Annotated in this window: 25 protein-coding genes; 14 read left to right on the top strand and 11 right to left on the bottom strand. The window is 71.9% G+C overall.

Annotated elements, in window-relative coordinates; genetic code table 11:
• Positions 1-59: 59 nt before the first annotated feature.
• Together ACFYX0_RS14075 and ACFYX0_RS14070 are read left to right on the top strand one after the other, a co-directional pair.
• Complete coding sequence (locus tag ACFYX0_RS14075; protein ID WP_388970296.1) at positions 60-482, top strand: helix-turn-helix transcriptional regulator; 423 nt, start codon at positions 60-62, stop codon at positions 480-482.
• Positions 483-540: 58 nt separating this feature from the next.
• Entirely contained in the window at positions 541-987 is a 447-nt protein-coding gene (locus ACFYX0_RS14070) for a VOC family protein (protein WP_311694774.1), read from the top strand.
• 22 nt (positions 988-1,009) lie between these two features.
• Here the strand turns inward: ACFYX0_RS14070 and cseC are convergent, their stop codons facing one another.
• The 5 genes from cseC to ACFYX0_RS14045 all read right to left on the bottom strand — a co-directional run bounded on the left by cseC (position 1,010) and on the right by ACFYX0_RS14045 (position 5,698).
• Positions 1,010-2,353 (bottom strand): two-component system sensor histidine kinase CseC, encoded by a 1,344-nt coding sequence (gene cseC, locus ACFYX0_RS14065; RefSeq protein ID WP_388970103.1) that lies wholly within the window; start codon positions 2,351-2,353, stop codon positions 1,010-1,012.
• Between the two features lie 8 nt (positions 2,354-2,361).
• Positions 2,362-3,066, bottom strand: a complete 705-nt coding sequence (cseB, locus tag ACFYX0_RS14060; RefSeq protein WP_355912877.1) for a two-component system response regulator CseB — start codon at positions 3,064-3,066, stop codon at positions 2,362-2,364.
• A gap of 8 nt (positions 3,067-3,074) precedes the next feature.
• Positions 3,075-3,677, bottom strand: coding sequence for a hypothetical protein (locus tag ACFYX0_RS14055; RefSeq protein WP_355912874.1), 603 nt, complete (start codon positions 3,675-3,677; stop codon positions 3,075-3,077).
• A gap of 41 nt (positions 3,678-3,718) precedes the next feature.
• Positions 3,719-4,258 (bottom strand): SigE family RNA polymerase sigma factor, encoded by a 540-nt coding sequence (locus ACFYX0_RS14050; RefSeq protein ID WP_311694770.1) that lies wholly within the window; start codon positions 4,256-4,258, stop codon positions 3,719-3,721.
• Between the two features lie 483 nt (positions 4,259-4,741).
• Positions 4,742-5,698, bottom strand: a complete 957-nt coding sequence (locus ACFYX0_RS14045) for an A/G-specific adenine glycosylase (protein ID WP_388970101.1) — start codon at positions 5,696-5,698, stop codon at positions 4,742-4,744.
• A 355-nt stretch (positions 5,699-6,053) separates the two neighbouring features.
• On the opposite strand from ACFYX0_RS14045, the gene ACFYX0_RS14040 reads away from it, so the two are divergent.
• Entirely contained in the window at positions 6,054-6,854 is an 801-nt protein-coding gene (locus ACFYX0_RS14040) for a hypothetical protein (RefSeq protein WP_388970099.1), read from the top strand.
• A gap of 12 nt (positions 6,855-6,866) precedes the next feature.
• On the opposite strand, the gene ACFYX0_RS14035 is transcribed toward ACFYX0_RS14040, so the two are convergent.
• From ACFYX0_RS14035 to radA, 3 genes are all read right to left on the bottom strand, one after another.
• A complete protein-coding gene (locus ACFYX0_RS14035; RefSeq protein ID WP_388970097.1) occupies positions 6,867-7,226 on the bottom strand; it encodes a DUF6204 family protein in 360 nt (119 codons plus the stop codon).
• 144 nt (positions 7,227-7,370) lie between these two features.
• The gene (gene disA / locus ACFYX0_RS14030; protein WP_311694766.1) at positions 7,371-8,495 is read right to left on the bottom strand and encodes a DNA integrity scanning diadenylate cyclase DisA; all 1,125 of its coding nucleotides are present in this window, start codon (positions 8,493-8,495) and stop codon (positions 7,371-7,373) included.
• An 82-nt stretch (positions 8,496-8,577) separates the two neighbouring features.
• Positions 8,578-9,987, bottom strand: coding sequence for a DNA repair protein RadA (radA, locus tag ACFYX0_RS14025; RefSeq protein ID WP_388970095.1), 1,410 nt, complete (start codon positions 9,985-9,987; stop codon positions 8,578-8,580).
• A gap of 286 nt (positions 9,988-10,273) precedes the next feature.
• Here radA and ACFYX0_RS14020 point away from each other — a divergent pair, with 286 nt between their 5' ends.
• The gene (locus ACFYX0_RS14020) at positions 10,274-12,025 is read left to right on the top strand and encodes a hypothetical protein (RefSeq protein WP_388970093.1); all 1,752 of its coding nucleotides are present in this window, start codon (positions 10,274-10,276) and stop codon (positions 12,023-12,025) included.
• A gap of 89 nt (positions 12,026-12,114) precedes the next feature.
• Here ACFYX0_RS14020 and ACFYX0_RS14015 read toward each other — a convergent pair whose 3' ends face one another.
• Entirely contained in the window at positions 12,115-12,963 is an 849-nt protein-coding gene (locus ACFYX0_RS14015; RefSeq protein ID WP_388970091.1) for a hypothetical protein, read from the bottom strand.
• 71 nt (positions 12,964-13,034) lie between these two features.
• Here ACFYX0_RS14015 and ACFYX0_RS14010 point away from each other — a divergent pair, with 71 nt between their 5' ends.
• The 4 genes from ACFYX0_RS14010 to ilvD all read left to right on the top strand — a co-directional run bounded on the left by ACFYX0_RS14010 (position 13,035) and on the right by ilvD (position 17,630).
• Positions 13,035-13,967: a Ppx/GppA family phosphatase gene (locus ACFYX0_RS14010; RefSeq protein ID WP_388970089.1), complete on the top strand. Its 933-nt coding sequence runs from the start codon at positions 13,035-13,037 to the stop codon at positions 13,965-13,967.
• A gap of 130 nt (positions 13,968-14,097) precedes the next feature.
• The gene (locus ACFYX0_RS14005) at positions 14,098-14,922 is read left to right on the top strand and encodes a sugar phosphate isomerase/epimerase family protein (protein WP_388970087.1); all 825 of its coding nucleotides are present in this window, start codon (positions 14,098-14,100) and stop codon (positions 14,920-14,922) included.
• A gap of 16 nt (positions 14,923-14,938) precedes the next feature.
• Positions 14,939-15,586 (top strand): TetR family transcriptional regulator, encoded by a 648-nt coding sequence (locus ACFYX0_RS14000; RefSeq protein ID WP_388970085.1) that lies wholly within the window; start codon positions 14,939-14,941, stop codon positions 15,584-15,586.
• Between the two features lie 190 nt (positions 15,587-15,776).
• Complete coding sequence (gene ilvD, locus ACFYX0_RS13995) at positions 15,777-17,630, top strand: dihydroxy-acid dehydratase (RefSeq protein ID WP_388970083.1); 1,854 nt, start codon at positions 15,777-15,779, stop codon at positions 17,628-17,630.
• Between the two features lie 72 nt (positions 17,631-17,702).
• Here ilvD and ACFYX0_RS13990 read toward each other — a convergent pair whose 3' ends face one another.
• The gene (locus ACFYX0_RS13990; protein WP_388970081.1) at positions 17,703-19,883 is read right to left on the bottom strand and encodes a PQQ-binding-like beta-propeller repeat protein; all 2,181 of its coding nucleotides are present in this window, start codon (positions 19,881-19,883) and stop codon (positions 17,703-17,705) included.
• Positions 19,884-20,065: 182 nt separating this feature from the next.
• On the opposite strand from ACFYX0_RS13990, the gene ACFYX0_RS13985 reads away from it, so the two are divergent.
• The 6 genes from ACFYX0_RS13985 (at position 20,066) to proC (ending at position 24,449) form a co-directional block, all read left to right on the top strand.
• Complete coding sequence (locus ACFYX0_RS13985; protein ID WP_388970079.1) at positions 20,066-20,374, top strand: SH3 domain-containing protein; 309 nt, start codon at positions 20,066-20,068, stop codon at positions 20,372-20,374.
• A gap of 48 nt (positions 20,375-20,422) precedes the next feature.
• Positions 20,423-20,914: an EamA/RhaT family transporter gene (locus ACFYX0_RS13980; protein ID WP_355912835.1), complete on the top strand. Its 492-nt coding sequence runs from the start codon at positions 20,423-20,425 to the stop codon at positions 20,912-20,914.
• Between the two features lie 83 nt (positions 20,915-20,997).
• Positions 20,998-21,774: a class I SAM-dependent methyltransferase gene (locus ACFYX0_RS13975; RefSeq protein ID WP_388970077.1), complete on the top strand. Its 777-nt coding sequence runs from the start codon at positions 20,998-21,000 to the stop codon at positions 21,772-21,774.
• A gap of 146 nt (positions 21,775-21,920) precedes the next feature.
• The gene (locus tag ACFYX0_RS13970) at positions 21,921-22,754 is read left to right on the top strand and encodes an ABC transporter ATP-binding protein (protein WP_388970075.1); all 834 of its coding nucleotides are present in this window, start codon (positions 21,921-21,923) and stop codon (positions 22,752-22,754) included.
• Complete coding sequence (locus tag ACFYX0_RS13965) at positions 22,751-23,530, top strand: ABC transporter permease (protein ID WP_388970073.1); 780 nt, start codon at positions 22,751-22,753, stop codon at positions 23,528-23,530. Before ACFYX0_RS13970 ends, ACFYX0_RS13965 begins: the two co-directional genes overlap by 4 nt.
• Before the next feature lie 109 nt (positions 23,531-23,639).
• Positions 23,640-24,449 carry a pyrroline-5-carboxylate reductase gene (proC, locus tag ACFYX0_RS13960; protein ID WP_311694753.1) on the top strand — a complete coding sequence of 270 codons (810 nt, stop codon included), beginning with the start codon at positions 23,640-23,642 and terminating at the stop codon, positions 24,447-24,449.
• A gap of 45 nt (positions 24,450-24,494) precedes the next feature.
• Here the strand turns inward: proC and trpS are convergent, their stop codons facing one another.
• Entirely contained in the window at positions 24,495-25,493 is a 999-nt protein-coding gene (gene trpS, locus ACFYX0_RS13955) for a tryptophan--tRNA ligase (protein WP_388970071.1), read from the bottom strand.
• Positions 25,494-26,140: the final 647 nt, after the last annotated feature.

Here is a 26,140-nt window from a genome sequence, read left to right as displayed (position 1 = left end):
GCTGTTTTTGTGCGTCGTGCGCTGTCAGTGCCCCGTGGCAGCATCGAACTGTGGACAAGATGCGGCAGCTGAGGCTCGCCAAGGACGCGATGGACCGGGACTGGGCCGACTCCGGGCTCGATCTCGGCGCCGTGGCCGCACACGCCGGGTACTCGAGGTATCACTTCATCCGCGCCTTCAAGGCCGCCTACGGCGAGACCCCCGGCCAGTATCTGACGCATCGCCGGATCGAGCGGGCCGAGGAGATGCTGCGGACGGCGAATCTGACCGTGACCGAGATCTGCCACCTGGTGGGCTTCAGCAGCGTCGGCACGTTCTCCGCCCGGTTCAAGACCTGGACCGGCCTCACCCCCAGCGAGTACCGCACCAAGCACGTGGGCCGCGGCGCCGCGCTCATACCCGGCTGCTACGCCATGCTCTGGGCCGGCGGCTTCCGCCCGGGGACCGCGGACCGGGAGCGCAATTCCGGAGAAGCGGACTGACCTGCGCGCTGCCTACGGTGGCAACGCAACAGCACCTCGCATCCCCCGGGAGAACGACATGATCAAGGGACTCGCCATCACCACCGTCTGGGTCCTCGACCAGGACCGGGCCAAGGAGTTCTACACCCAGAAGCTCGGCCTCGAGGTCCGTACGGACATGACCATGGGCGACGGCGGCATGCGCTGGCTGACCGTCGGCGCGCCGGACCAGCCGGACGTGGAGCTGACGCTCATGGTGCCGGGCTCGCCCGCGATGGACCCCGAGTCCGCCGAGATGATGCGGACGCTCATCGCCAAGGGCGCCCTCGGCGCCGGAGTGCTGGCCACCGACGACATCCACGGGGACTACAAGAAGCTCAAGGAGCGCGGCGTGGAGTTCCTCCAGGAACCGCAGGAGCGCCCCTACGGCACCGAGGCGCTCTTCCGCGACGACTCCGGCAACTGGTTCTCCTTCACCCAGCGCCGGGAGGGCGGCCTCGACCTCGACCAGGAGTGGGCTCACTAGACCCGGTGGCCGGGCGGGCGGTTCAGCCGCCGGACAGCGGCAGTATCGGGAAGCTCCCCGTCTTCGTCGGCGCGTGCTCCGGCAGCCACAGCACCGCCACCGCCCCCTCGGCCGGCATGTGCTCCGGCGTGCCGGCCGGCCGCACGTTGCGGAACGTCAGGCGCGCCCCGAGCACCCGCGCCTGGCCCGCCGCGATCGTGAGGCCCAGGCCGTGGCCCTGCCCCGAGCGATCCGAGCTGCCCGTACGGAAGCGGCTCGGACCGTCGGCCAGCAGCTCCTCCGGGAAGCCGGGCCCGTGGTCCCGTACGCGGATCACCCGGCCCTCGACCGACACCTCGATCGGCGGCTTGCCGTGCCGGGCCGCGTTCGCCAGCAGATTGAACAGCACGCGCTCCAGGCGGCGCGGATCGGTGGTGACCTCCGACTCATGGATCACCCGGACCTCGATATCGGGGTCCTTCGCGGCCACCCGGCGGGTGATGAACTCGCCGAGCATGATGTCCTGGAGCTCCGCCCGCTCGGAGGCGCCGTCCAGCCGGGCGACCTCCAGGACGTCCTCCACCAGTGTGCGCAGGGCCTGCGCACGGTCCCGCACCAGTTCCGTGGGCCGCCCGGGCGGGAGCAGCTCCGCCGCCGTGAGCAGGCCGGTGACTGGCGTGCGCAGCTCGTGCGCGATGTCCGCGGTCACCCGGCGCTCGGCCTCCAGCCGCTGCCCCAGCGCGTCCGCCATCGCGTCCACCGCGCGTGCCAGGTCGTCGGTCTCGTCGCGCACGACACCGCCGATCGCCTTCCGCACGCGGACGTCGGTCTCGCCCGCGGCGACCCGGTTCGCCGCGGCCGCCGCCTTGCGCAGGCGCCGCGACAGCTGCCCGCCGATCAGCACGCCGAGCGCCGAGCCGCCGAAGACCACGGCGATCGAACCGATGATCAGGGCCTGGTCGAGGTCCTGCATCACACTGGCGCTGCGGTCGGTGAAACGGGTGTGCAGGGACAGCACCCGACCGTCCTTGAGCGGTACGGCCGCCCAGATGTCCGGCACGCCGTGCGCGCCCGCGGAGACATAGGTGGCCCGCCGGCCGTCCAGGACCTTCTGCATCAGATCCCGGGGGATGGCCGGGTCGTCGACCTTGACACCGAAGGTCTGGGTGCGCCCGGACTCGTACATCCGCTGGGCCACCTGGATCCGCTCGATGGCGAGGTCGCGTGAGTTGTCCAGCATCGACACCCGCGCCGCGTTGTGCACGACCAGGCTCAGTGCGATCGCGACCAGCGCGCCGACCAGGGCGATCGCCGCGCTGAGTTTCCATCTGAGGCCCGTCCGGATGGCCGGGTCGTCCGGGATCAGGCGTCCGAGAAGTCCCCGCATGCCCCCGCTCAAGCCTTCAACTTGTAGCCGAAGCCGCGGACCGTCTCGATCCGGTCCTGGCCGATCTTCGTGCGTAGTCGCTGCACATGGACGTCGACGACACGGGTGTCACCGCCCCAGCCGTAGTCCCACACCCGCTCCAGCAGCTTGTCGCGCGACAGCACCGTGCCCGGTGCCGACGAGAACTCCAGCAGCAGCCGCATCTCGGTCGGTGTGAGCGCCACCGGCTGTCCGGAGCGCCGTACCTCCATGCCCTCGGTGTCGACCTCCAGTTCGCCGAAGGTGAGGATGCCGCCGCTCATGGACGAGGAGTCCTCGGTGCCGCGGTCGGGGCCGCCCGCGTGCCCGAAGCGGCGCAGCACCGCGCGGATCCGCGCGACCAGCACGGCGCCGTCGAACGGCTTGGTCACATAGTCGTCGGCGCCCGCCTCCAGGCCGAGCACCACGTCGATCGAGTCGGCGCGCGCCGACACCATGATCACCGGGACGGTCGACTCGTCACGGATACGGCGGCACAGACTGACGCCGTCCAGTCCGGGGAGCATCACGTCCAGCAGGGCGATGTCGGGGCGACGGGCGCGGAACGCCTCCAGGCCCGACAGACCGTCGGGCATGGCGGTGACCGCGAAGCCGTCCCGCTCCAGGGCGAGCTGGGTGGCCTCGCGGATCACATCGTCGTCCTCGACGAACAGGACGTGGGTCTGCTCTGCCATCCGCTCTCTCAGTTCCCTGCCGGGGCGGACTTGCCGCCGCTGCCCACCGCGTTGCTGTACACGTTGCGCGTACTGGACACCACGGCGAAGTGGCTCGCCGTCCAGCGGTAGGTGATCACTTCCTCGCTGGAGGGATACGACACCGGGTCGCCCTTCTCGTACATCTGCTGGGTCACCACCAGGTCACCGCGGTCTATCTCCGCGTAGACCGGAGGCTCCTCGGCCCGGAACACATTCTCGTACTTGTGATTCTCCATGCGGTACACGTACGAGCCGAGGCCGACGGCGTCGCTGCACGTCATCACGTTCACGACGATGTCGTTCGCGGTGCCGCCGGTGACGTCGCCGTACGAGACGTCGACAGGATACTCATCGGCCACACATGGTTTCAGATCGTCCTTGACCGCCTTCGCGACCTTCGGATCGTCCTTGACCATGTTGACCACGTCCTGCCGCGTGGGCTCCTTCTTGGTCGGTGAGGTGGAGGGCGTGGCGGCGCCCGCGACCACCGGGTCATGACCCGCCGGACCCTCGTCCCGTGCACCTGTGCCACCGGTGGCACAGGCAGAGACGAAAAGCCCGAGGGCGGCGACGGCGACCACAGCCGCCATCGCCGCCTTGAGGACTCCCCTGGGCCGTATGGCCCCTGTGCCTAGGCCGCGCAACGCTCCCGCTCCTCACGCTCCAGCGCGCGTGCGTCCAGGTCGCGGGCCTCCAGCTCCTCTCGGAGCCGGGCGAGCGCCCGGTGCAGCGTGCTCTTGACCGTACCGGCCGACATGCCGAGGGCGGCGGCCGTCTCCTCCGTGGACATCTGCTCCCAGTGTCGCAGCACCACGACACTGCGCTGCTTCGGAGCGAGCACCTTCAGGACATCCATCAGCAGGGCCCGGTCGGCGTGCTGCTCGGTGGAGTCCTCGACGCAGGCGTCCGGCAACTGCTCGGTGGGGACCTCCTCCAGCTTGCGGGCCCGCCACCACTCGGTGCGCGTGTTGATCATCACGCGGCGCAGATAGGCGTCCGCCAGGCGCTTGTCGGCGATCCCGTCCCAGCGGCCGTACGTGCGCACCAGAGCGGTCTGCAGCAGGTCCTGGGCGTCGGTCGGGTCGGGCACCAGTCGACGGGCGCTGCGCAGCAGCGCGTCCTGCCGGGTGCGTACGTACTCTTCGAATTCGAGCACCTCGCCGTGCGCCATTCCAACCGCCTCCGTTCCCCGTTTTTCCGACCCGTCCGCCGGCTGCGTTCCTCAGCCGGGTGCCGGTACCGCAAAAGTCCGTGTGAGCCGTTCCCGGCTCCGGTGCCGGGCGATCCCCGGCACGCATATGAAGTTACGGACGGGTTGTCACGGCGTTGTCCGAGCCAGCCTGCGGAGAGCGCTCGGCTGTCCGTCGGTTGTGTAACAGGCAGAGGAACGGGGTAAGGGAGAGCGGCAGTTGGGGGGAATATGGGGCGATTTGTCCGGATACTGGATCGCGAAGTCTGTGACGTGACGAGGTAACAGCTGTGAGCGGACGGGCTGTGAGCCGGCCGACGGCTGTGCGAACGACCGGGCGGAGGTGCGCCCGGGGCAGGGCCGGTGGACCGCGCGCCCCGGCGTGGCGATGTGAATCCCGCGCCCGGGCGCGGGTATGGGGAACGCGCGCCCGGGCGTGGTGCTAGTGCGCCTGCTGGGTCACAGCTAGGTGAGCGGAAGGCGGTAGAGGCCGCCGGGGAGGGGCTCCACCAGGCCGTCGGAGACCAGCCCGTCCAGGGCGCGGGCGCGCTGCACCGGCTCGTCCCACACCCGGTCCAGGACCGACTGGGGGACCGGGCCCACGGCTTCCCGCAGGACGGCCAGCAGCCGGCCGCGCACCTGACGGTCCGTCCCGGCGTACGTCTGACCGCGGCGCGGCGGGCCGTCGTGCTCCGGCTTCCCGGCCAGCTGCCAGGCGCACTGCGCGGCGATCGGGCAGCGCTGGCACGTCTCGTTCTTCGCGGTGCAGATCAGCGCGCCCAGCTCCATGGAGGCCGCGGCCCAGCGGGACGCCGTGTGCTCGTCCTCGGGCAGCAGCGCGCGGGCGAGCTTGCGTTCCGCGGCGGTGGTGGCGTTGGGCGGGTACTGCACCCCGGTGACCGCGCGGGCCAGAACGCGCCGCACATTGGTGTCGAGGACCGGGTGCCGCTGGCCGTAGGCGAAGGACGCGACGGCCGCGGCCGTGTACTCGCCGATGCCGGGCAGGGCGAGCAGCTGGGCGTGATCGGTGGGTACGTCGCCGCCGTGCCGTTCGGTTATGGCGACGGCGGCGCCGTGCAGACGCAGGGCGCGGCGCGGGTAGCCGAGGCGGCCCCAGGCGCGGACGGCCTCACCGGGGGGTTCCTTGGCGAGGCCGGCGGGGCGGGGCCAGCGGGCGAGCCACTGCTCGTAGACGGGCAGAACGCGGTTGACCGGCGTCTGCTGCAGCATGAACTCACTGACCATCACGCCCCACGGCCCGGCCTCGGGGCGCCGCCAGGGGAGATCGCGAGCGTGCTCGTTGAACCAGGCGATGACCGGGGCGTGCAGAGCCCTGCCGGGGGCCCTGCCCGTGAGGTCGTCGCTCTGGGCGGGTTCGGGGGCGGGAAGGGGCACGGGGGTGGGGGTGGTGGGTGCAGTCATGACGCTTTCGATCCTGCCACGTGAGGGGCGGTGGGGTGGGGGATCGGCCCCGGTGAGGATGTTGTGTCGGTATGCCCGGGCCCCGGCGGGCGGACGGGGCGAGAAGGGGCGCGGAGTGCGGAGTGCGGTGGGTGGGGCGCGAGGAGGGGCGCGGTGAGCGGAGCCGCGGTGGGGGGCGCGATGACCGGATCGCGGGCCGTGAGGTCGCTTCGGGGGACCGGCGCGTCGCCCGGTGCCGTTCTGTGTGCCTCGGCCCCGTTCGGCGGAGGACGCGCGGGATGATGATCCGGAAAAGTTGATGCCGGGGCGGCGGGTGGGGCGAGGCCCGGCTCCGATCTCTCGTACAGTTTTCGCCGTGGGATCTCTGCGCAATCCGGTCGGGCCGCTTCCCTCCTCCATCTACTGGCGTCGGAGGGCCGTAATGCTGTCTGTGCTAGCCCTGTTGGCGCTGCTGATCGCCTGGGTGGTCACGGCCGGTGGCGGCGGTGGCAAGAACAAGGCGGACGGCTCGAACGGCAAGCACCCCACGTCGTCCATCACTCCGGGCCCGTCGGGCACCGGGCCGGCGATCAGCCAACACCCGGGCGGGCGGGACGAGTCGGGCGGCGGAGACGGTTCGGGCTCTGCGGGTTCGTCCGGATCGTCGGGATCCGACGGCTCGGGCGGTTCGGACGCGGGGTCCGGGGGATCGGACGGCAGCGGCAACGGCGGTGCCGTCGCGGGCCAGTTGTCGGCCGGTACCGGGTCGTCCCTGCCCAACTGCTCCCCGGCCTCTGTCCAGTTGACACTGCGGAGTGTCCACAACACCTACGAGCCCGGGGACACCCCGGCGTTCGAACTGGACGCCAAGAACTCCTCCGGCAGCGACTGCAAGATCGATCTGGGCCCCAAGAGCGCCGTGCTGACGGTCACTCAGACCGGCAGCGACAAGGACGTGTGGTCCTCGGCCGACTGTCCGGGCGGCTCGGGAAGCGTGCTGTTCCGTGTGCCCGCGAACGCCCATGTCGCCTACACGGTGAAGTGGGACCGCAAGCAGAGCGCGCCGAACTGCGCCACGCCTCCTGCGGGTTCGGTGCCCGCGGGCACCTATCTGGTCGAGGCGAAGGCCCCCGGTTTCCCGAAGGCCCAGACGTCCTTCGTGCTCTCCAAGGACTGATGCGGGGACCGGTCAGGAGGACGACCGGTTGAGAGCCTGGCGCCGGCGCTTGCCCAGAGGGGCCTGCGAGAGGTCCTCGGCGCTGGAGCGGAGGTTCTTGTAGCCGTAGCCGCGCTCGGTGAGCCAGGCCCTGGCGGCGGTCTCCGCGCGCTCCGTCGCCTCCAGGATGTCCTCCTCGGCCTCGCCCGAGTCGAGGAAGCGGAAGGTGAAGGCGGGGCGGGCCGCGACGTCGTAGCTGAGATGGCCCTCGGGGGTGAAGGCGGCGTGCAGCACGTCGTGCTCGGCGGCGTGTGCCAGGAGTCCGGTCCGTTGCCCGTCGTCGAGCCCGTCGAAGACGCCGCGGACGGTGATGCGGAACGTTCGGGTAGTCATCCTCCGAACGTAGAGGCGGCAGCGAAGCCGCTCCACCCGTTTTCCGGCGGGCCCCGCCCGGCTCTCAGGGGCGCCGAAGGCCAGTGCTGTGGCCGGGAAGGTTTGCCGGGCGTCGCGAGTCGGCGAACCTTTCCGGTCGCAGCACTAGACGTACCGCTCCAGGATCGAGGACTCCGCCAGTCGCGACAGGCCCTCGCGGACGCTGCGCGCCCGGGCCTCGCCGACGCCGTCCACCGTCTGGAGGTCGTCGACGCTCGCCGCGAGCAGCTTCTGCAGGCCCCCGAAGTGGTCCACCAGGCGGTCGATGATCGCGCCGGGCAGCCGCGGGACCTTCGCCAGCAGCCGGAAACCGCGCGGGGACACCGCCGAGTCGAGTGCCTCGGGGGAGCCGGTGTAACCCAGGGCGCGGGCCACCGTGGGCAGTTCGAGAAGCTCGGCGTGGGACAGCGCGTCCAGCTCGGACAGCGCCTCCTCGACGGTGCGGGAGCGCTTCGCGGTCGGCTCGGGCACGTAGTCGCGCACCACCAGCTCCCGCTCGGGCTCCACCCCGGCGATCAACTCGTCCAGCTGGAGGGCGAGCAGCCGGCCGTCCGTGCCCAGCTCCACGACGTACTCCGCGATCTCGGTCGCGATACGGCGGACCATCTCCAGCCGCTGCGACACCGCCGAGACGTCCCGGACCGTCACCAGGTCCTCGATCTCCAGCGCGGACAGCGTGCCGGCCACCTCGTCCAGGCGGAGCTTGTACCGCTCCAGGGTGGCCAGGGCCTGGTTGGCGCGGGACAGGATGGCCGCCGAGTCCTCCAGCACCCGGCGCTGCCCGTCGACGTACAGCGCGATCAGGCGCATCGACTGGGAGACCGAGACCACGGGGAAGCCGACCTGCTTGCTCACCCGGTCCGCCGTGCGGTGGCGCGTGCCCGTCTCCTCCGTCGGGATCGTCGGGTCGGGCACCAGCTGCACGCCCGCCCTGAGGATCTTCGACAGGTCCGAGGAGAGCACCAGGGCGCCGTCCAGCTTGCACAGCTCCCGCAGCCGGGTGGCCGTGAACTCCACGTCCAGCACGAAGCCACCCGTGCACATGGTCTCGACGGTCTTGTCGGAGCCGAGCACGATGAGGCCGCCGGTGTTGCCGCGGAGCACGCGCTCGAGACCGTCGCGCAGGGCCGTGCCGGGAGCCACGGCGCTCAGAGAGGCGCGCATCAGGCCGTCGGCACGGGAACTCCCGCCGGACTTTCCGGGAGCTGCCGCCCGGTCGTTGGCTGCCACTGCACTCCTCCGGTCGCAGGTACTTCTGGCGCTCCCGTGTCGCACTCTCGGTTCGTACGGACGGGCGAGACCAGGGCAAAGTCTACCGGCGGTCCTCCTCGTCCCGTGGGGCCTCTCGCCGACGGGAGCGCGGAAGGACCCGCAGAGCATCCCCTATGTCCGCCACTTCCAGCACCTTCATCCCGGGCGGGATCTTGCCCGGATCGCCCGGAACGAGCGCGTGTGTGAAGCCCAGACGATGGGCCTCGGACAGCCGGCGCTGGACCCCTGTGACGCGCCTTACCTCGCCCGCGAGGCCCACTTCGCCGATCGCCACCAGATTCTTGGGCAGCGGGGTGTCGCTCGCGGCGCTCGCCAGCGCCAGCGCGACCGCCAGGTCCGCGGCCGGCTCGGAGAGCTTCACCCCGCCGACCGTCGCGGAGTAGATGTCCCGCTTGCCGAGGGCGCTGATCCGGCCGCGCTGCTCCAGCACGGCGAGCATCATCGAGACGCGGGAGGTCTCCAGGCCGGACGTCGTACGCCGCGGGGAAGGGATCTGCGAGTCGACCGTCAGGGCCTGCACCTCGGCGACGAGGGGCCGGCGGCCCTCCAGGGTGACGGTCAGACAGGTGCCGGGGACCGGCTCGTCGCGGCGGGTCAGGAACAGACCGCTCGGGTCGGCCAGACCGGTGATCCCCTCGTCGTGCAGCTCGAAGCAGCCGACCTCGTCGGTCGCGCCGTACCGGTTCTTGACGCCCCGTACGAGACGCAGCCGGGCGTGCCGGTCGCCCTCGAAGTGCAGAACGACGTCCACCAGGTGTTCGAGCAGGCGCGGGCCCGCGATCGCGCCGTCCTTGGTGACGTGGCCGACGAGCAGGGAGGACATGCCGCGCTCCTTGGAGACGCGGATGAGGGCCCCGGCGACCTCCCGGACCTGGGCCATGCCGCCGGGCGCGCCGTCGATCTCGGGGGAGGCGACGGTCTGCACGGAGTCCAGGATGAGCAGTGACGGCTTCACCGCGTCCAAGTGGCCGAGCACGGCGGAGAGATCGGTCTCCGCCGCCAGGTAGAGGTGGTCGTCGATGGCCCCGATGCGGTCGGCGCGCAGCCGCACCTGACTCGCCGACTCCTCGCCCGTCACATACAGCGTGCGGTGCTCGTCGCTCGCCGCCTTCGCCGCGACGTCCAGCAGCAGCGTGGACTTGCCGACGCCGGGTTCGCCGGCCAGCAGCACGACCGCGCCCGGCACGAGTCCGCCGCCGAGGACGCGGTCCAGCTCGGGCACGCCGGTGGACCGGGCGGTGGCCTGCCGTCCGTCGACCTGGCCGATGGGGACGGCGGAGGTGGTCACGCGGCCCGGTGTCGTCGTCCGCACCGCGGGTGCGCCGTACTCCTCGATCGTGCCCCACGCCTGGCACTCGGCGCAGCGGCCGAGCCACTTGGCCGTCTGCCAGCCGCACTCGGTGCAGCGGTAGGACGGCCGGTCCTTGGTGGTCTTCGTACGGGCAGCCATGGATGAAACCGTAGCGGGACCCACTGACACCGGGGGCCGCGGCCCATGACGCCGGGCTCGTGACCGTGCAGCCCCCTCGCCGCCACCGGCCCCTGGCGCCGGGCGCCCGCGGCGCGCATGCGGGGGGTGGGGCGCCCCGGGCCTGCGCGCGGTCGGAGCGCCGGCGCACGCCGGGCCCGCCGCACCCGCTCCTGGTGGCCCGTTTTGAGGGATCGTTTCACCCGTACGGAGTAAAAGTGCTCAAGGTGGAAGAAGGTGCAGCCTGTCGGCGCCTACGGTCGCCAAGGTGATGAGCAGCAGGCCGGAGACTTCCACGCACGCCGCAGGCGCACGCCCGGCGCGCAAAGACGCTCGCAGGCGGGGGAGCGTGCCTCGAGGCGCGGGCGCCCGCACCACGGCAGAGCGCCCTCCCGCGCGGTACGAGCCCTACCTCGACGGCCTGTTCACCTACTGCCTGTCCGTGTTGTGCGACCACGACACGGCGACGGCCGCCCTGGGAGACGCCCTCGCGCTCGCCGAGCGGCGCGGCGCCCGGGCCCCGGACACCCCCGACGACTGCCGCGCCTGGCTGTACGCGCTGGCCCGCTGGTCCTGTCTGCGCCGGCTCGCCGAGGCCCGGCGGAGCCGCCAGGCCGGTCACGCCGCGGGGCGCGACCGCGGCACGCGCGCGTACCGGGAGGCCGACGACCGGCGCGCCGCCGAGGCGATCGCCGGGGCCTCCGCCCCCGAGGGAGCCGTCCCCGAGGAGATCCGGCAGCAGCGCAGACAGGAACTCGCCCAGCTCGCCTGGCCCGAGGCCGCCGGTACGACGCCCGAGCAGCGGGAGGCGCTGGAACTCGCCGTGCGCCACCAGCTCACCGCCCGGGAGGTCGCCGCCGTCCTCGGCATGGACCTGGCGGCCGCACGGGAACTCCTCGCCTCCGCCGCCTGCGAGGTCGAGCGCACCCGCGCCGCGCTCGCGGTCGTCGAGACCGGCTCCTGCCCGAGCGTCGCCCGGCTGACCGACGACCACCAGTTCGTGCTGAGCGCCACCCTGCGCCGCGAGCTCGTCCGGCACGTCGACGACTGTCCGCGCTGCCGCCGTACCGCCGAGCGGGCGGTCGCCGGCGCCTGGCCGGGCACCAGCGTCACCCCCGCCGCGCTCCCCGTACTGGAGGCTCCGCGCGCGGACCTGCACGCCGCTATGACGCACGTCCCCCGCGCGCGTGGCGGCGCGCCCCGCTTCGACCGGCGCGGTTTCCCCACGGACCCCAAGGACCACGCGGCGCGCCGCGACCGCCTCCGCGCGCGTGCCGTCACGACGACCGTCGTCGCTGCCGTGGTCGCGGCCCCCGTCATCGCGCTGTGGGCGGCCAACCGCGGCGCGCCCCTCACCGGCGAGGGCACCGACGGCCGCACGGTCACCGCGCGCGAGCTGCACGACTCCGCCGTGATCGGCGGCGAGGGCTCGGACGGCTACGAGAACGCGGGCAACGCGCGTACGAGACCCGGCGCCGGCTTCGGCAAGGACGGCCGCTCGCCCGATGTGTCCGTCGAGGTCATCGGGGTGCGGACCGGCGCCCGGGAAGCGGGCCACCTCACGGTGACGGCCACGGGCGACGGCACCACGACCCTCATCACGCTGACCGCGTCGGGCAGCGCGCCGGTCTCCTGGTCGGCGTCCACCGGCGCCGCCTGGCTCTCCCTCAGCCAGGCGTCCGGAAGGCTCGCCCCGGGCGCGTCGACCACGGTCCGGGTGTACGTGGACCCCCTGCGCGAACCGGCCGGCCCCTGGCACGCGCGCGTGACGGTGGCACCCGCGGGCGCCGTGGTCACGATCGACGGCTACGGGACGGCGGCCTCGCCCGACCCGCGTCCCACCCCGGTGCACACCGGCCCCTCCGCTCCCACGCCGAGCGCTCCGCCCACGACGGCCCCCGGACCCACGCCCGGCGACCCGACGCCCACGGCCCCGCCGACCACGAATCCGCCACCCTCCCAGGACCCCCCGGCCTCGACCCCGCCGCCCGCCGGGAGCGTCACCCCGAGCCCGTCCTAGTAGGCCTCGGCCCATCACGGAGGGGGACGAGCCCACCCCGCAGCGCACGGGGCGACCCCCGCACGCGCGGGGCGAGGCCCCCGCTCCGTTCACTCCACCGGATCAGCGGGATGCGGCGCCACCAGCGGCAGCTGCGACGCCAGACGCTGCTCGCACAGCTCGACCAGGCGGTCATACCCCGCCTTGCCCATCAGCTCGGTCAGCTCGGCCCGGTACGAGACGTACACCGGGTCGCCCGCGCCGTGCGCCGACGTCGCCGACGTGCACCACCAGTGCAGATCATGGCCGCCCGGGCCCCAGCCGCGGCGGTCGTACTCACCGATGGAGACCTGCAGCACCCGCGTGTCGTCCGGCCGGTCGATCCAGTCGTAGGTCCGCCGGATCGGCAGCTGCCAGCACACGTCCGGCTTGGTCTCCAGCGGCTCGCGGCCCTCGCGCAGCGCCAGGATGTGCAGCGAGCAGCCCGCACCGCCCGCGAACCCGGGCCGGTTCTGGAAGATGCACGAGCCCTGGTAGGGGCGGGTCTGGCGGGACCCCTCGTCGTCCACCGAGACCCAGCCGGTCTCCTTGCCCACGTCATGGTTCTGCCAGATCTCCGGCGTCAGCCGTGCCACGTGTTCGGCCACCCGCTTCTCGTCGTCCTCGTCCGAGAAGTGCGCGCCCAGCGTGCAGCAGCCGTCGTCCGCACGGCCCGCCTGGATGCCCTGGCAGCCGCTTCCGAAGATGCAGTTCCAGCGCGAGGTCAGCCAGGTCAGATCACAGCGGAAGACCTGATCGTCGTCGGCCGGATCCGGAAACTCCACCCATGCGCGCGCGAAATCGAGCCCCTTCTCGTCGCTCACCTTCGGGGCCTTCTTGGCGGGGGACGTCTTCGCCTGCGGAGAATCCTTCGATCCCTTGGAGGATTTGTCGGACTTCGCCTTTTTCGTCTTTGGCACGCATCCAGGGTAAGTGGCTCCGGGCCGCCTGAGGGCCTGAGGATCGTCGTACTGGCAGTAGCGTTCCGTACATGAGACTCGGTGTCCTTGATGTGGGTTCGAACACGGTGCATCTGCTGGTGGTGGACGCGCACCCCGGCGCGCGTCCGCTGCCCGCGCACTCGCACAAGGCGGAACTACGGCTCGCCCAGTTGCTCGACGGTGACGGCGCCATCGGCCCCGAAGGGGTCGAGAAGCTGATCGCCGTCGTCCGTGACGCCCTCCAGGCCGCCGAGGACAAGGGCGTCGAGGACCTGCTGCCGTTCGCCACGTCCGCGGTGCGCGAGGCGAGCAACGCCGACGACGTGCTGGCCCGCGTCAATGAGGCCACCGGCGTCGAGCTCAAGGTGCTGACCGGCGCTGAGGAGGCACGGCTGACCTTCCTCGCGGCCCGCCGCTGGTTCGGCTGGTCCGCGGGCAAGCTGCTCGTCCTCGACATCGGCGGCGGCTCGCTGGAGATCGCCTACGGCATGGACGAGGAACCCGACGCGGCGGTGTCGCTGCCGCTGGGCGCGGGCCGGCTCACCGCGTCCTGGCTCCCCGGCGATCCCCCGGATCCCGCGGACATCAAAGCGCTGCGCCGCCATGTGCGGACCGAGATCGCCCGTACGGTCGGCGAGTTCAGCCGCCGCGGGGTGCCCGACCACGTCGTCGCCACTTCCAAGACCTTCAAGCAGCTCGCCCGCCTCGCCGGCGCGGCGCGCTCCGCCGAGGGCGTGTACGTGCAGCGCGAGCTGAAGCGGGAGTCCCTGGAGGCCTGGGTGCCGCAGCTCGCCGGGATGACGGCCGAGCAGCGCGCGGACCTCCCGGGCGTGTCCGAGGGCCGGGCGGCCCAGCTCCTCGCGGGCGCGCTGGTCGCGGAGGGCGCGATGGACCTGTTCGGTGTGGAGGCCCTGGAGATCTGTCCGTGGGCCCTGCGCGAGGGCGTGATCCTGCGCCGTCTCGACCACATGGCGGCGGGCTAGGCGCTGTCCGGAGAGGTTCACCGGCGCGCGACGCCCGGCACGGGTGCCGCGCGGTGCTGTGCGCCTTCCCACACCCCGCCCTGAGCGACCGCCCCTCCATGTCAAGGCGCCGCCCCGTACCCTGTCCCTCGTGGCAGAACCAGTGGTGCGCATCCCGGATGCGAAGGTCGCCCTGTCGACGGCCTCCGTCTATCCGGAGTCGACGGCGACGGCCTTCGAGATCGCCGCGCGCCTCGGGTACGACGGCGTCGAGGTCATGGTGTGGACCGATCCCGTCAGCCAGGACATCGAGGCGCTGCGCCGGCTCAGCGACTACCACCACATCCCCATTCTCGCTGTTCACGCCCCCTGTCTGCTGATCACGCAGCGGGTGTGGTCCAGCGACCCCTGGGTCAAGCTCCAGCGCGCCCGCAAGGCCGCCGAGAAGCTCGGCGCGGGCACCGTCGTCGTCCACCCGCCCTTCCGGTGGCAGCGGCAGTACGCCCGCGACTTCGTCAACGGCATCTGGCGCATGGCGAACGAGACGGATGTGCGGTTCGCCGTGGAGAACATGTACCCCTGGCGCTACCGCGACCGCGAGATGCTCGCCTACGCCCCCGACTGGGACGTCACGAGGGACGACTACCGTCATTTCACGATCGACCTGAGCCACACCGCCACGGCCCGCTCCGACGCCCTGCAGATGCTGGAGCGCATGGGCGACCGCCTCGGCCATGTCCACCTCGCCGACGGCAACGGCTCCAGCAAGGACGAGCACCTCGTCCCCGGCCGCGGCGTCCAGCCCTGCGCCGAGGTCCTGGAGCGGCTCGCGCTCACCGGCTTCGACGGGTACGTCGTCATCGAGGTCAACACCCGGCGCGCGATGTCCGCCGCCGAGCGTGAGGCCGACCTCGCCGAGGCGCTCGCCTTCACACGTCTGCACCTCGCGTCCGCCGCGAAGGTGTCCCGCGGGTGAGCGAGGAGGTCCGTCCGTGACCGGGAGCACCGGACCGGCCGGGACGACGGGAGCGGGCCCCGTCCGCCGCGGCAGGGGACGGCCCAGCCGCAGGGAGGCGGAGGCGGCCCCCGCCACCCGGGACCGCATCCTGGAGGCGGCCCGCGAGGAGTTCTCCGAGCGCGGCTACGAGAAGACGTCCGTCCGCGGCATCGCCAAGGCCGCCGGCGTGGACTCCGCGCTCGTGCACCACTACTTCGGCACCAAGGAACAGGTCTTCGAGGCCGCCATCGCGCTCGCCGTCGCGCCCGCCCTGAGTGCGCCCGACGCGCTCGCCGAGGGCCCCCGGGACGCCGTCGGCGAGCGCCTGACCCGTTTCTTCTTCGGCGTCTGGGAGAACCCCGTGACCCGTGCGCCGCTGCTCGCGATCGTCCGCTCCGCCGTGAACAACGACACCGCGGCCGCCGTCTTCCGCAAGCTGCTCGTCGCGCAGCTGCTGCGCCGCATCTCCGGGCAGCTCGGCCTCCCCGACGCGGAACTGCGCGCCGAGCTGGCGGCCGCGCAGCTGGTCGGCGTCGCGATGCTGCGGTACGTGATCAAGGTGGAGCCGGTGGCGTCGGCCGACGTGGAGCAGCTGGTGGCGCGCCTGGCACCGGTGGTGCAGGGGCATATGACCAACCCCTGAGACACCCCGGCCACCGCGACCCGGCCCTGAACACGCCTGGTAGCGGCCCTCCGCCGACTGCCGGATCCCCACCCCGCCCCCGCCGTGCTCCCGAAACACCCGTCCCGCATTACGGACGGTCGCGTCCGTCCCTTGGAGCACCGGCGTACGCTCGACATGAGCTGAGAACTCTCCGAAGGAGCTGGCGACGATGCCCGAGCTGAGGTCCCGCACTGTCACCCACGGCCGCAACATGGCGGGCGCCCGCGCCCTGATGCGCGCCTCCGGTGTACCCGGTGCGGACATCGGACGGAAGCCGATCATCGCGGTCGCCAACTCCTTCACGGAGTTCGTGCCCGGCCACACCCACCTCCAGCCGGTCGGCCGGATCGTCAGCGAGGCGATCCGGGAGGCGGGCGGCATCCCGCGCGAGTTCAACACGATCGCCGTCGACGACGGCATCGCGATGGGCCACGGCGGCATGCTCTACAGCCTCCCCTCCCGCGACCTGATCGCGGACAGCGTGGAGTACATGGTCGAGGCCCACTGCGCCGACGCCCTGGTCTGCATCTCCAACTGCGACAAGATCACCCCGGGCATGCTGATGGCGGCCTTGCGCCTGAACATCCCGACGGTCTTCGTCTCTGGCGGCCCGATGGAGTCCGGCCGCGCCACCCTGGTCGACGGCACGGTCCGTACGCTCGACCTGGTCGACGCGATCTCCGACGCCGTGAACGACAAGGTCTCCGACGAGGACATCCTCCGCATCGAGGAGAACGCCTGTCCGACCTGCGGTTCCTGTTCCGGCATGTTCACGGCTAACTCGATGAACTGCCTGACCGAGGCGATCGGCCTCTCCCTCCCCGGCAACGGCTCGGTCCTGGCCACCCACACGGCCCGCCGGGCGCTGTACGAGGACGCGGCCCGCACGGTCATGGACCTCACCCGCCGCTACTACGAGCAGGACGACGAGACCGTCCTGCCCCGCAGCATCGCCACCTTCTCGGCCTTCGAGAACGCGATGGCCCTCGACATCGCGATGGGCGGCTCGACCAACACGATCCTGCACCTGCTGGCCGCCGCCCAGGAGGCGGACGTCCCGTTCGGTCTCGCGGAGATCAACGAGGTCTCCCGCCGGGTGCCGTGTCTGGCGAAGGTCGCCCCGAACGTGGCCAAGGACCGCACGTACTACATGGAGGACGTGCACCGCGCCGGCGGCATCCCGGCCCTCCTCGGCGAGCTGCACCGCGCGGGCCTGCTCAACGAGGACGTGCACGCCGTCCACAGCCCGTCCCTCGCGGACTGGCTCAAGACGTGGGACGTCCGCGGCGGCTCCCCGTCCCCCGAGGCGGTCGAGCTGTGGCACGCGGCCCCCGGCTGCGTCCGCTCCGCCGAGGCGTTCTCCCAGTCCGAGCGCTGGGAGGGGCTGGACGTGGACGCCGAGAGCGGCTGCATCCGGTCGGCCGAGCACGCGTACTCCAAGGACGGCGGCCTCGCGGTCCTCAAGGGCAATCTCGCGGTCGACGGCTGCGTGGTGAAGACGGCGGGCGTCGACGAGTCGATCTGGACCTTCGAGGGCCCCGCGGTCGTCTGCGAGTCGCAGGAGCAGGCCGTCGAGAAGATCCTCACCCAGCAGATCAAGGAGGGCGACGTCGTCGTCATCCGGTACGAGGGTCCCAAGGGCGGTCCCGGCATGCAGGAGATGCTGTACCCAACCTCGTATCTGAAGGGCCGCGGCCTGGGCAAGTCGTGCGCCCTGGTCACGGACGGCCGCTTCTCCGGCGGCACCTCGGGCCTGTCGATCGGCCACGCCTCTCCGGAGGCGGCCTCGGGCGGCACGATCGCCCTGGTCCGGGACGGCGACCGCATCCGTATCGACATCCCGAACCGCACGATCGACCTTCTGGTGTCCGACGACGAGCTGGACACCCGCCGCGCCGCCCTGAACGGCGTCTACGCCCCCGCGAACCGCGACCGCAAGGTCTCGGCCGCCCTGCGCGCCTACGCCGCGATGGCGACGAGCGCGGACAAGGGCGCGGTGCGTGACGTGACCAAGCTGGGCTGAACCACGTGACGGAGCCGGGCTGACCGGCGACGTGCGAGGGGGCCGTTCCTTCGGGAGCGGCCCCCTCGCACGTCACCAGAGCGACGGATCACGTCCGTCCACACCGAAGACGGTGCCGTCGGGGGCGCCCGCGTAGACATGGCCGTCGACGATCACGGGCTCCGGCAGCGCGGCCGGCACCCGGTCGGCATGGGTGCCCAGGCGCGGCCGGGTCTGGCCGAGGAGCCGGCCGTCACCCGCGTCGAACGCGAGCAGCCGTCCGTCGGCCGAGGTGAAGTAGACGTGCCCGCCGTCCGCGACCGGCGCCGATCCGCGGCTCACGGACGTCTCGACGTGCCAGAGCTGTCGGTGCCGGTCCATGTCGACGGCCTCCAGCGTGCCGCCGGCGGCCAGCAGATAGACCGCGCTGCCGTGGACGGTGGCATGGGCGCCGTCCAGCGGGAGGGGCAGCGCGACGGTGCGTGTCGACCGCGACGCGGGGGTGTAGCGGACCACGGCTTGCGAGCGCCCGTAGACCGGATCCTCGGAGAGAAGGAAGACGGACCCGTTCTCGCTGCCGAAGGGCGTGAGGTTTCCCTTCATACGGGCGTCCCAGCGCACGTCGCCCGTCTCCGCGTTCACCGCGGTGACCCGCGTGCCCGACCCGTCGCCGGACGTGCTCACGGCGTACGCCAGCGGGTCCCCGGTGAACGAGGTGAAGTACGGCATGCTCTGACCGGGGATCCGGTGGCTCCACTCGGTCTTCCCCGAGGCGCTGTTCACGCCGGTGACCGTCCCGTCGGCACCGGTGAGCAGGAGCATGCCCCCCGCCTGCCGCATCGCGGTGTAGGCGGGCGTGTGCCGGTGCCAGCGGGTCCGGCCCGAACCGGGATCCAGTGCCTCCAGACGCTGGATCCGGGCCGGCAACGGCTGGACCAGACCGCCCGAGAGTACCGGGGGCCCGCTGCGGACGGCCGGGGCGTCCCTGTGCCGCCACACCACGGAGCCGTCGAACGGGTCGAGGGCGAAGACCAGACCGGACTGTCCGCACAGCAGCTTGTCCGCACCGTAGGAGCACTGCGGCACGACACTGTCTCCGGACGCGGGCTTCGCCTCCCAGGTGCGGAACGCGGCCAGCGTGGTCCGGGGACCGTCCGGCGTGGGGCCGTCGTCGTCGAGCAGCCGGACGACGGTCCATGCGCCGCCCACCACGAGACTGAACGCTCCCGCCACCAGAGCCATCCGTCCGAGCAGGCTCCGGGGCCGCCGGCCCGGCTTCCCGGCACGGGACTCGGGCGGCGGCGCACCGCTCGGGGTGTCACTCGTCGTGTCACTCGGGACGTCATCCGGCGTGTCACCGCGAGTGCCGTTCGACCGGTCCCCCGAGGTGCCGCTCTGCGTGTCGTCGCCGCGCTGGGACGGTATGAAGGCCTGGGTGTCGTACGACGCCGCCACCGACCGCAGTTCCCGCATCAGCTCGTCGGGAGTGGGCCGGTCCTCGGGCTCCTTGGCCAGACAGCCCAGGACCAGCGGCGCGAGGCCTTCCGGCACACCGGTCAGATCCGGCTCGTCGTGCACGACCTGGTAGGCGACGACATACGGGCTGTCGGAGTCGAACGGCCCGCGGCCCGTCGCCGCGTGCACCAGGACGGACCCGAGCGCGAAGATGTCGGCGGCCGGTCCGACCTCCCTGGGCCGCCGGAACTGCTCGGGCGCCATGAACGGCGGCGTGCCGATCAACTTGCCCGTCTCCGTGCGCAGTTCGCTGTCCTTCGGCCGGGAGATGCCGAAGTCGATGACCTTCGGGCCGTCCTCGGCGAGCAGCACGTTGCTCGGCTTCAGATCCCGGTGCACGACCCCGACCCGATGGATGTCGCGCAGCGCCTCCGCGAGCCCCGCCATCAGCCGGCGCAACTGGGCCGGCGCCATGGGCCCGTTCCGCTTCACATGGTCGGACAGGGTCGGACCGGGGATGAACAAGGTGGCCATCCAGGGTCGCGCGGCCTCTGGATCGGCATCGACGACCGGTGCGGTGAAGGCTCCGCTCACCCTCCGGGCGGCGGCCACCTCCTGCCGGAAACGCCCCCTGAACTCCGGGTCCTTGGCGAATTCGGCATGTACGACCTTCACCGCGAGCTTCAGCCCCGAGGTGCTCCTGGCCAGATGCACCACACCCATGCCGCCGGAGCCGAGGCAGGACTCCAGACGGTAGTGACCGGCGTACTCTGGAAGTTCCGCTTCCGCGCCCGCTCCGGTGTTGCGCTGTGGCGCCATTCGACCACCCCCGTGACAGTTCGTCCGCGCGCGCGACGCACGGAGCCTAGTCGATGACTCGTGCGAGTCAGAGGCGGCTTGCTAGCCTCCGCGGGCGTGTCTCATCGTGTTTCGCGGCGTGGTGCGCAGGGGATGAACGGGACCCCATGACAGTCATGGGGCTCAACGGGGGGAGGTATTCCATGTCTGTCGACCAGGTCGGAGAAGCCCAGGGCGACGGCGCGACGGAGTCCGTCGCGGCCGTGCGCTACTACTCGGTGGCCCCGGGTGTCCGGCTCAACGTCCGCAGCGGCCCCGGCACCGGCTACGGCGTCGTCCGGGTTCTGCCCGAGGGCGCCAAGGTGCCGATCTACTGCCAGACGCCGGGGACGACGGTCACCGGCCCCTACGGCACGAGCAACATCTGGGACAGCATCGACGACGGTGAGTATGTCGCGGACTCCTATGTGCACACGGGCAGCGACGGCTACGTCGCCTCCCGCTGCGGCTGAGCAGGACCGGGGCGGGGCCCTGCCCGCCGCCGGGGTGATAATCGACGCGTGAGCGACGAGAACGGCACTCCGGACACCCCTGGCGGACCCCGCCCCGAACCGATCCGCTTCTTCGGCACGACCTGGGTGGATCACGACGGCGGCTACGGCGCCCGGCGCGCCGCGGTGGCCGTCGGCTCCCTCCTGGCCGCCGTCGTCTCCGCCCTCGTACTGCGCTTCGCCTACCAGGGCCTGCAGATCGCCGACGTCGGCACACTCGTGACCGTGCTGGTCGTGGTGATGTTCGCGGTCTGCAGCGCGCTGGCGTTCGGCCACACCTGGGAGGCCTTCGGCAAGCGCCCCGACCCGGAGCGCCGGTCCTCGCTGCGCGGCCTGCTCGCGATCGGTTTCCTCGGCTCGCTGGTCGCCTACTTCATCCGTTCGCTGATCGAGGCCCCCGGCGAGAAGCTGCACCGCGAGGAGTACGACAAGGCCCGCGCCGCCCACCAGAAGCGCGCGTCGCGCCGCACGGGCAACCCGGCCCGCAAGCGCCGCTCCTGACCGGAGGCCCGCCCCTCACCTCCCGGGACCCGGCACCGGGGAAACCCGCCGTACCGGCACCCGCGGCGGGCCACCATGGACGTATGACCGTGCCGTCCAGCTCCGTGCGAGCCCATTCGTTCAACGCCGCCGCGGCGCAGTACGCCGCGAACCGCCCCTCCTATCCGCCCGCCCTCCTCGACGCGCTGGAGGAACTCGCCGACCGCCCCCTGACCGGCGCCCGCGTCGCGGACGTCGGGGCCGGCACCGGCATCGCCACCGCCCTCCTGCGGGCCAGAGGCGCACAGGTCCTCGGCATAGAGCCCGGCGCCGGCATGGCGGCCGAGTTCCGCCGCACCCTCCCCGACGTCCCGCTGCTGCGCGGCGACGGCAACGCCCTCCCGCTCGCCACGGCCTCCGTCGACTTCCTCACCTACGCCCAGTCCTGGCACTGGACCGACGTCGCCCGCTCGGTCCCGGAGGCGCTGCGCGTCCTGCGCCCGGGCGGCGCGCTCGCGCTGTGGTGGAACATGGACGCCCCGGACGTGCCCTGGATCACCGCGCAGGCGGAGCGCATCAAGCGGTACTTCGGCACCGAGAACGCCACCAAGAACGGCGCCGGCGGCACGCGTCCCGAACTCGCCTTCAAGGGCGCCCCCGAGATCCCGGCCCACGTCCACCGCGTGGTGCGCTGGAGCCGTACGGTGCCCGTCGACCTCCACCTCGCCAACATCGGCAGCCACTCGCTCTTCCTCGTCCACGGAGAGAAGGGGTCACGCACCTTCCTCGCCGAGGAACGGGAGCACCTCCTCGAAGCCTTCCCGGACGGCTTCGTGGAGGAGGTCTACGACGTCCTGCTGATCGTGGCGCGACGTCCGTAGCCCCGAGGCGTCCCCCCGAACAGGACCGAAGCCGCCGAGCCCCTGCGTCCGCACCGGCCCGGCGGCTTCGCCGTATCGACTCCAGGACCCCCTGCCGGGGACCTTCGCCCCTTGACGACCGGACCCGTGCGCGCCATATTCATCGCATGATGAATAATCGTCGCGCGCACCCACCCGGGCCCGAGGCGCCGGCATCCGCTCCCACCGCACCCACCACACCCGCCGTCCACGCCGACGGCCTCACCGTCCGCCGCGGCACCCGCACGGTCCTCCGCCACCTCGGCTTCACCGTTCCGCGCGGGCGGATCACCGGGCTGCTCGGCCCGTCCGGCTGCGGCAAGTCGACCCTCATGCGGGCGATCGTCGGCACCCAGGCCAAGGTCACCGGCACCCTGGAGGTCCTCGGCCTGCCCGCCGGCTCCGCGCCCCTGCGCTCCCGGATCGGCTACGTCACCCAGGCGCCCTCCGTCTACGCCGACCTGACGATCCGCCAGAACCTCGACTACTTCGCCGCGATCCTCGACCCGGGCCGCGCCGCCGCCGACCGCCGCCACCACAACGTCACCCGGGCCATCGCCGACGTGGACCTCACCTCCCACGCCGACTCCCTCGCCGGCAACCTCTCCGGCGGCCAGCGCAGCCGCGTCTCCCTCGCGGTCGCGCTGCTGGGCACCCCGGAACTCCTGGTCCTCGACGAGCCCACGGTCGGTCTCGACCCGGTCCTGCGCCGCGACCTCTGGGCCCTCTTCCACCGCCTCGCGGCCGACCGCGGCGCCACCCTCCTCGTCTCCTCGCACGTCATGGACGAGGCCGAGCGCTGCCATCGCCTTCTGCTCATGCGGGAGGGGGAGCTGCTCGCCGACGACACCCCGGAAGCCCTGCGCACCCGTACCGGCGCGGAGACGGTCGAAGAAGCGTTCCTGCACCTCGTCGACGAGGCGACGGAGCAGCGGACGGCAGGAAAGGAGACGGTTCGATGACCACGCCCACCACCCACCAGGCCGGGACGGCCCGGGCCCTGACCGTCTCCCGCGCGACGGCCACGGCCGCCCGAGTGCTGCGCCAGCTTCGCCACGACCCGCGCACCATCGCGCTGATGCTGGTCGTCCCGTGTCTGATGCTGGTTCTGCTCCGCTATGTCTTCGACGGCAGCCCGCGCACCTTCGACTCGATCGGAGCCTCGCTCCTCGGGATCTTCCCGCTGATCACGATGTTCCTGGTGACGTCGATCGCGACCCTGCGCGAACGCACCTCCGGCACCCTGGAGCGCCTCCTCGCGATGCCCCTCGGCAAGGCGGATCTGATCGCGGGCTACGGCCTCGCCTTCGGCACACTCGCGATCATCCAGTCCGCCCTGGCCACCGGACTGGCCGTCTGGTTCCTCGGCCTGGACGTCACCGGCTCGCCCTGGCTGCTCCTGCTGGTGGCCCTGCTCGACGCCCTGCTGGGCACGGCCCTCGGCCTGTTCGTCTCCGCGTTCGCGGCCTCGGAGTTCCAGGCAGTCCAGTTCATGCCGGCGGTGATCTTCCCCCAGCTCCTGCTCTGCGGCCTCTTCACCCCCCGCTCGGACATGCACCCGGCGCTGACGGCGCTCTCCGACGTCCTCCCGATGTCCTACGCGGTGGACGGCATGAACGAGGTCCTCCGCCATACGGACATGACGGCGTCGTTCGTCAGGGACGTACTGATCGTCGCGGGCTGCGCACTCCTGGTGCTCGGGCTGGGAGCGGCGACCCTCAGGCGACGCACGGCATAGGGGCGGTGCGGGACCGGGCCCGTGTCCCGCCCACCGGACAGCCCGCCCCGCACGCCCGCCCCGGTGCGAGGATGAACCCGGACGACGCAACCCCGGAGGGCACCCGCACATGACCCAGAAAGTCGCAGTCCTCGGCACCGGAAAGATCGGCGAGGCCCTGCTCAGCGGAATGATCCGAGCCGGCTGGGCCCCCGCCGACCTCCTGGTCACCGCCCGCCGCCGGGAACGGGCCGAGGAGCTCCGCAGCCGCCACGGCGTCACCCCGGTCTCCAACGCCGAGGCCGCGAAGACCGCCGAGACCCTCATCCTCACCGTCAAGCCCCAGGACATGGGCACGCTCCTCGACGAACTCGCGCCGCACATCCCCGCCGACCGCCTGGTCATCAGCGGCGCCGCCGGCATCCCCACCTCGTTCTTCGAGTCACGCCTCACCGCCGGCACCCCGGTGGTCCGCGTCATGACGAACACCCCCGCCCTCGTCGACGAGGCCATGTCCGTCATCTCGGCCGGCAGCCACGCCACCGAGGCCCACCTCGCCCACACCGAGGAGATCTTCGGAGCCGTCGGCAAGACGCTCCGCGTCCCCGAGTCCCAGCAGGACGCCTGCACCGCCCTGTCCGGGTCGGGCCCCGCGTACTTCTTCTATCTGGTCGAGGCCATGACCGACGCGGGCATCCTGCTCGGCCTGCCCCGCGACAAGGCCCACGAGCTGATCGTCCAGTCGGCGATCGGCGCGGCCGTCATGCTCCGCGACAGCGGCGAGCACCCGGTGAAGCTCCGCGAGAACGTCACCTCCCCGGCCGGTACGACGATCAACGCCATCCGCGAGCTGGAGAACCACGGCGTACGAGCGGCCCTGATCGCCGCGCTGGAAGCGGCCCGCGACCGCAGCCGCGAGCTGGCGTCCGGCAACAGCTGACGGGGCTGCCCACCGCCGGGGGGACCGGCGGTGGGCAACGATCCCTCACCCCGCCGGCAGCAACCCGATCGCCCGGTACGCCGCGTCCACCTGCGGCCGGGCCATCCCTCTGGCCCGCTCCGCCCCGGCCCACAGCACCCCGTCCACATATCCGGGGTCCGCGCACAGCGCCTTGTGCCGTTCCTGCACCGGCCGCAGCAGCTCCACGACGGCCTCCGCGGTGTCCTTCTTCAGAGCCCCGTACGACCCGTAGGCGCCGCTCAGCTTCTGGGGGTCGCTCCCCTCACAGGCGGCCAGGATCTCCAGCAGGTTCGTCACCCCGGGCCGGGTCTCCCGGTCGTACACGACGTCCGACCCGCTGTCCGTCACGGCCCGCATGATCTTCTTCCGCACCACGTCCGGCTCGTCGAGCAGATAGACGATCCCCGGCCCCGAGTCGTCGGACTTCCCCATCTTCGAGGTCGGGTCCTGCAGGTTCATGACCCTGGCCGCGACCTGCGGGCGGGTCGCCCGGGGCACCACGAAGGTGTGCCCGTAACGCTGGTTGAACCGCACGGACAGATCCCGGGTCAGCTCCACATGCTGCCGCTGGTCGTCGCCCACGGGAACCTCGTCGGCCGCGTACGCCAGGATGTCCGCCGCCATCAGCGCGGGATACGTCAGCAGCGACAGCCGCACACTCCCGCCCCGCCCCCGCTCGCGCGCTGACTTCTCCCGGTACTGGATCATGCGCCGCATCTCGCCGTCGGTGGCCACGCACTCCAGCACGTACGACAGCCGAGCGTGCTCGTCCACATGGCTCTGTACGAACACGGTGCACAGATCGGGGTCGAGCCCCGACGCCAGCAGCAGCGTCGCCCCTTGGCGACTGAGCCTGCGCACCCGCGCCGGATCGTGGTCCACGGTCAGTGCGTGCAGATCGACGATGCAGAAGAGGGCGTCGGACTGGTGCTGGTCCACGTCGGCCCACCGCCGCATGGCACCGAGGTAGTTGCCCAGCGTCAGGTGCCCGGTCGGCTTGATCCCGCTGAAGACCCGTGTCATCTCTCCACCTTCTGGTCGGGACCGCCGCTGCCGGCCGGCCGCCCCTTTGTGGAGGAGATACGAGAACGGCCGCCGAAGCGGCGGCCGTTGAGTGCATACGTGAGTCCGGCCGCCGTCAGGCGGCCCACCACTGCTGGGTACACGTACGCGAAGTCATGGACAAGAGAGTACGCCTGCAGGGGGCGGTAGGGCACCGAGTTGACACACCCCAGGCCGATCCGTACAGTTCTCCGAGTTGTCCGACGTGAGCGCCGACTCTGGTCGGTCCCCGGGCAGCCACTCCGCAGGTACTCACCGAACATCGGCGTCACAGCGCCGTGTGTTTCGGCGTGCGTATTTTCGGAATGAGGAATCCGCGTTCGAAGCATTTGCGAGGACGCAGCCCCCGATTAGCTCGGGAGCAAGGAATCCGCTAAAGTCTCACTCGTCGGAACGGCCCAAGGGCCGGAACGACGACCCCTTGACCGGGGATCAGGACCCGAAGAGCTCGAAAAGAGCCCGACAGGATCTGATAAAGTCAACACCGCCGGAAGGCCGAAAGGCCGGAAAGCACCGAGGAAATCGGGTCGAGAAAAGATCTGATAGAGTCGGAAACACCGAAGGGAAGCGCCCGGAGGAAAGCCTGAGAGAGTCTCTCGGGTGAGTAC

Origin of the sequence: Streptomyces sp. NPDC002573, assembly GCF_042889625.1 — a bacterium.
Classification (GTDB): Bacteria; Actinomycetota; Actinomycetes; order Streptomycetales; family Streptomycetaceae; genus Streptomyces; species Streptomyces gibsoniae.
The sequence above is the reverse complement of the archived record's forward strand: the minus strand, read 5'-3'. Positions and strand labels throughout refer to the sequence as shown.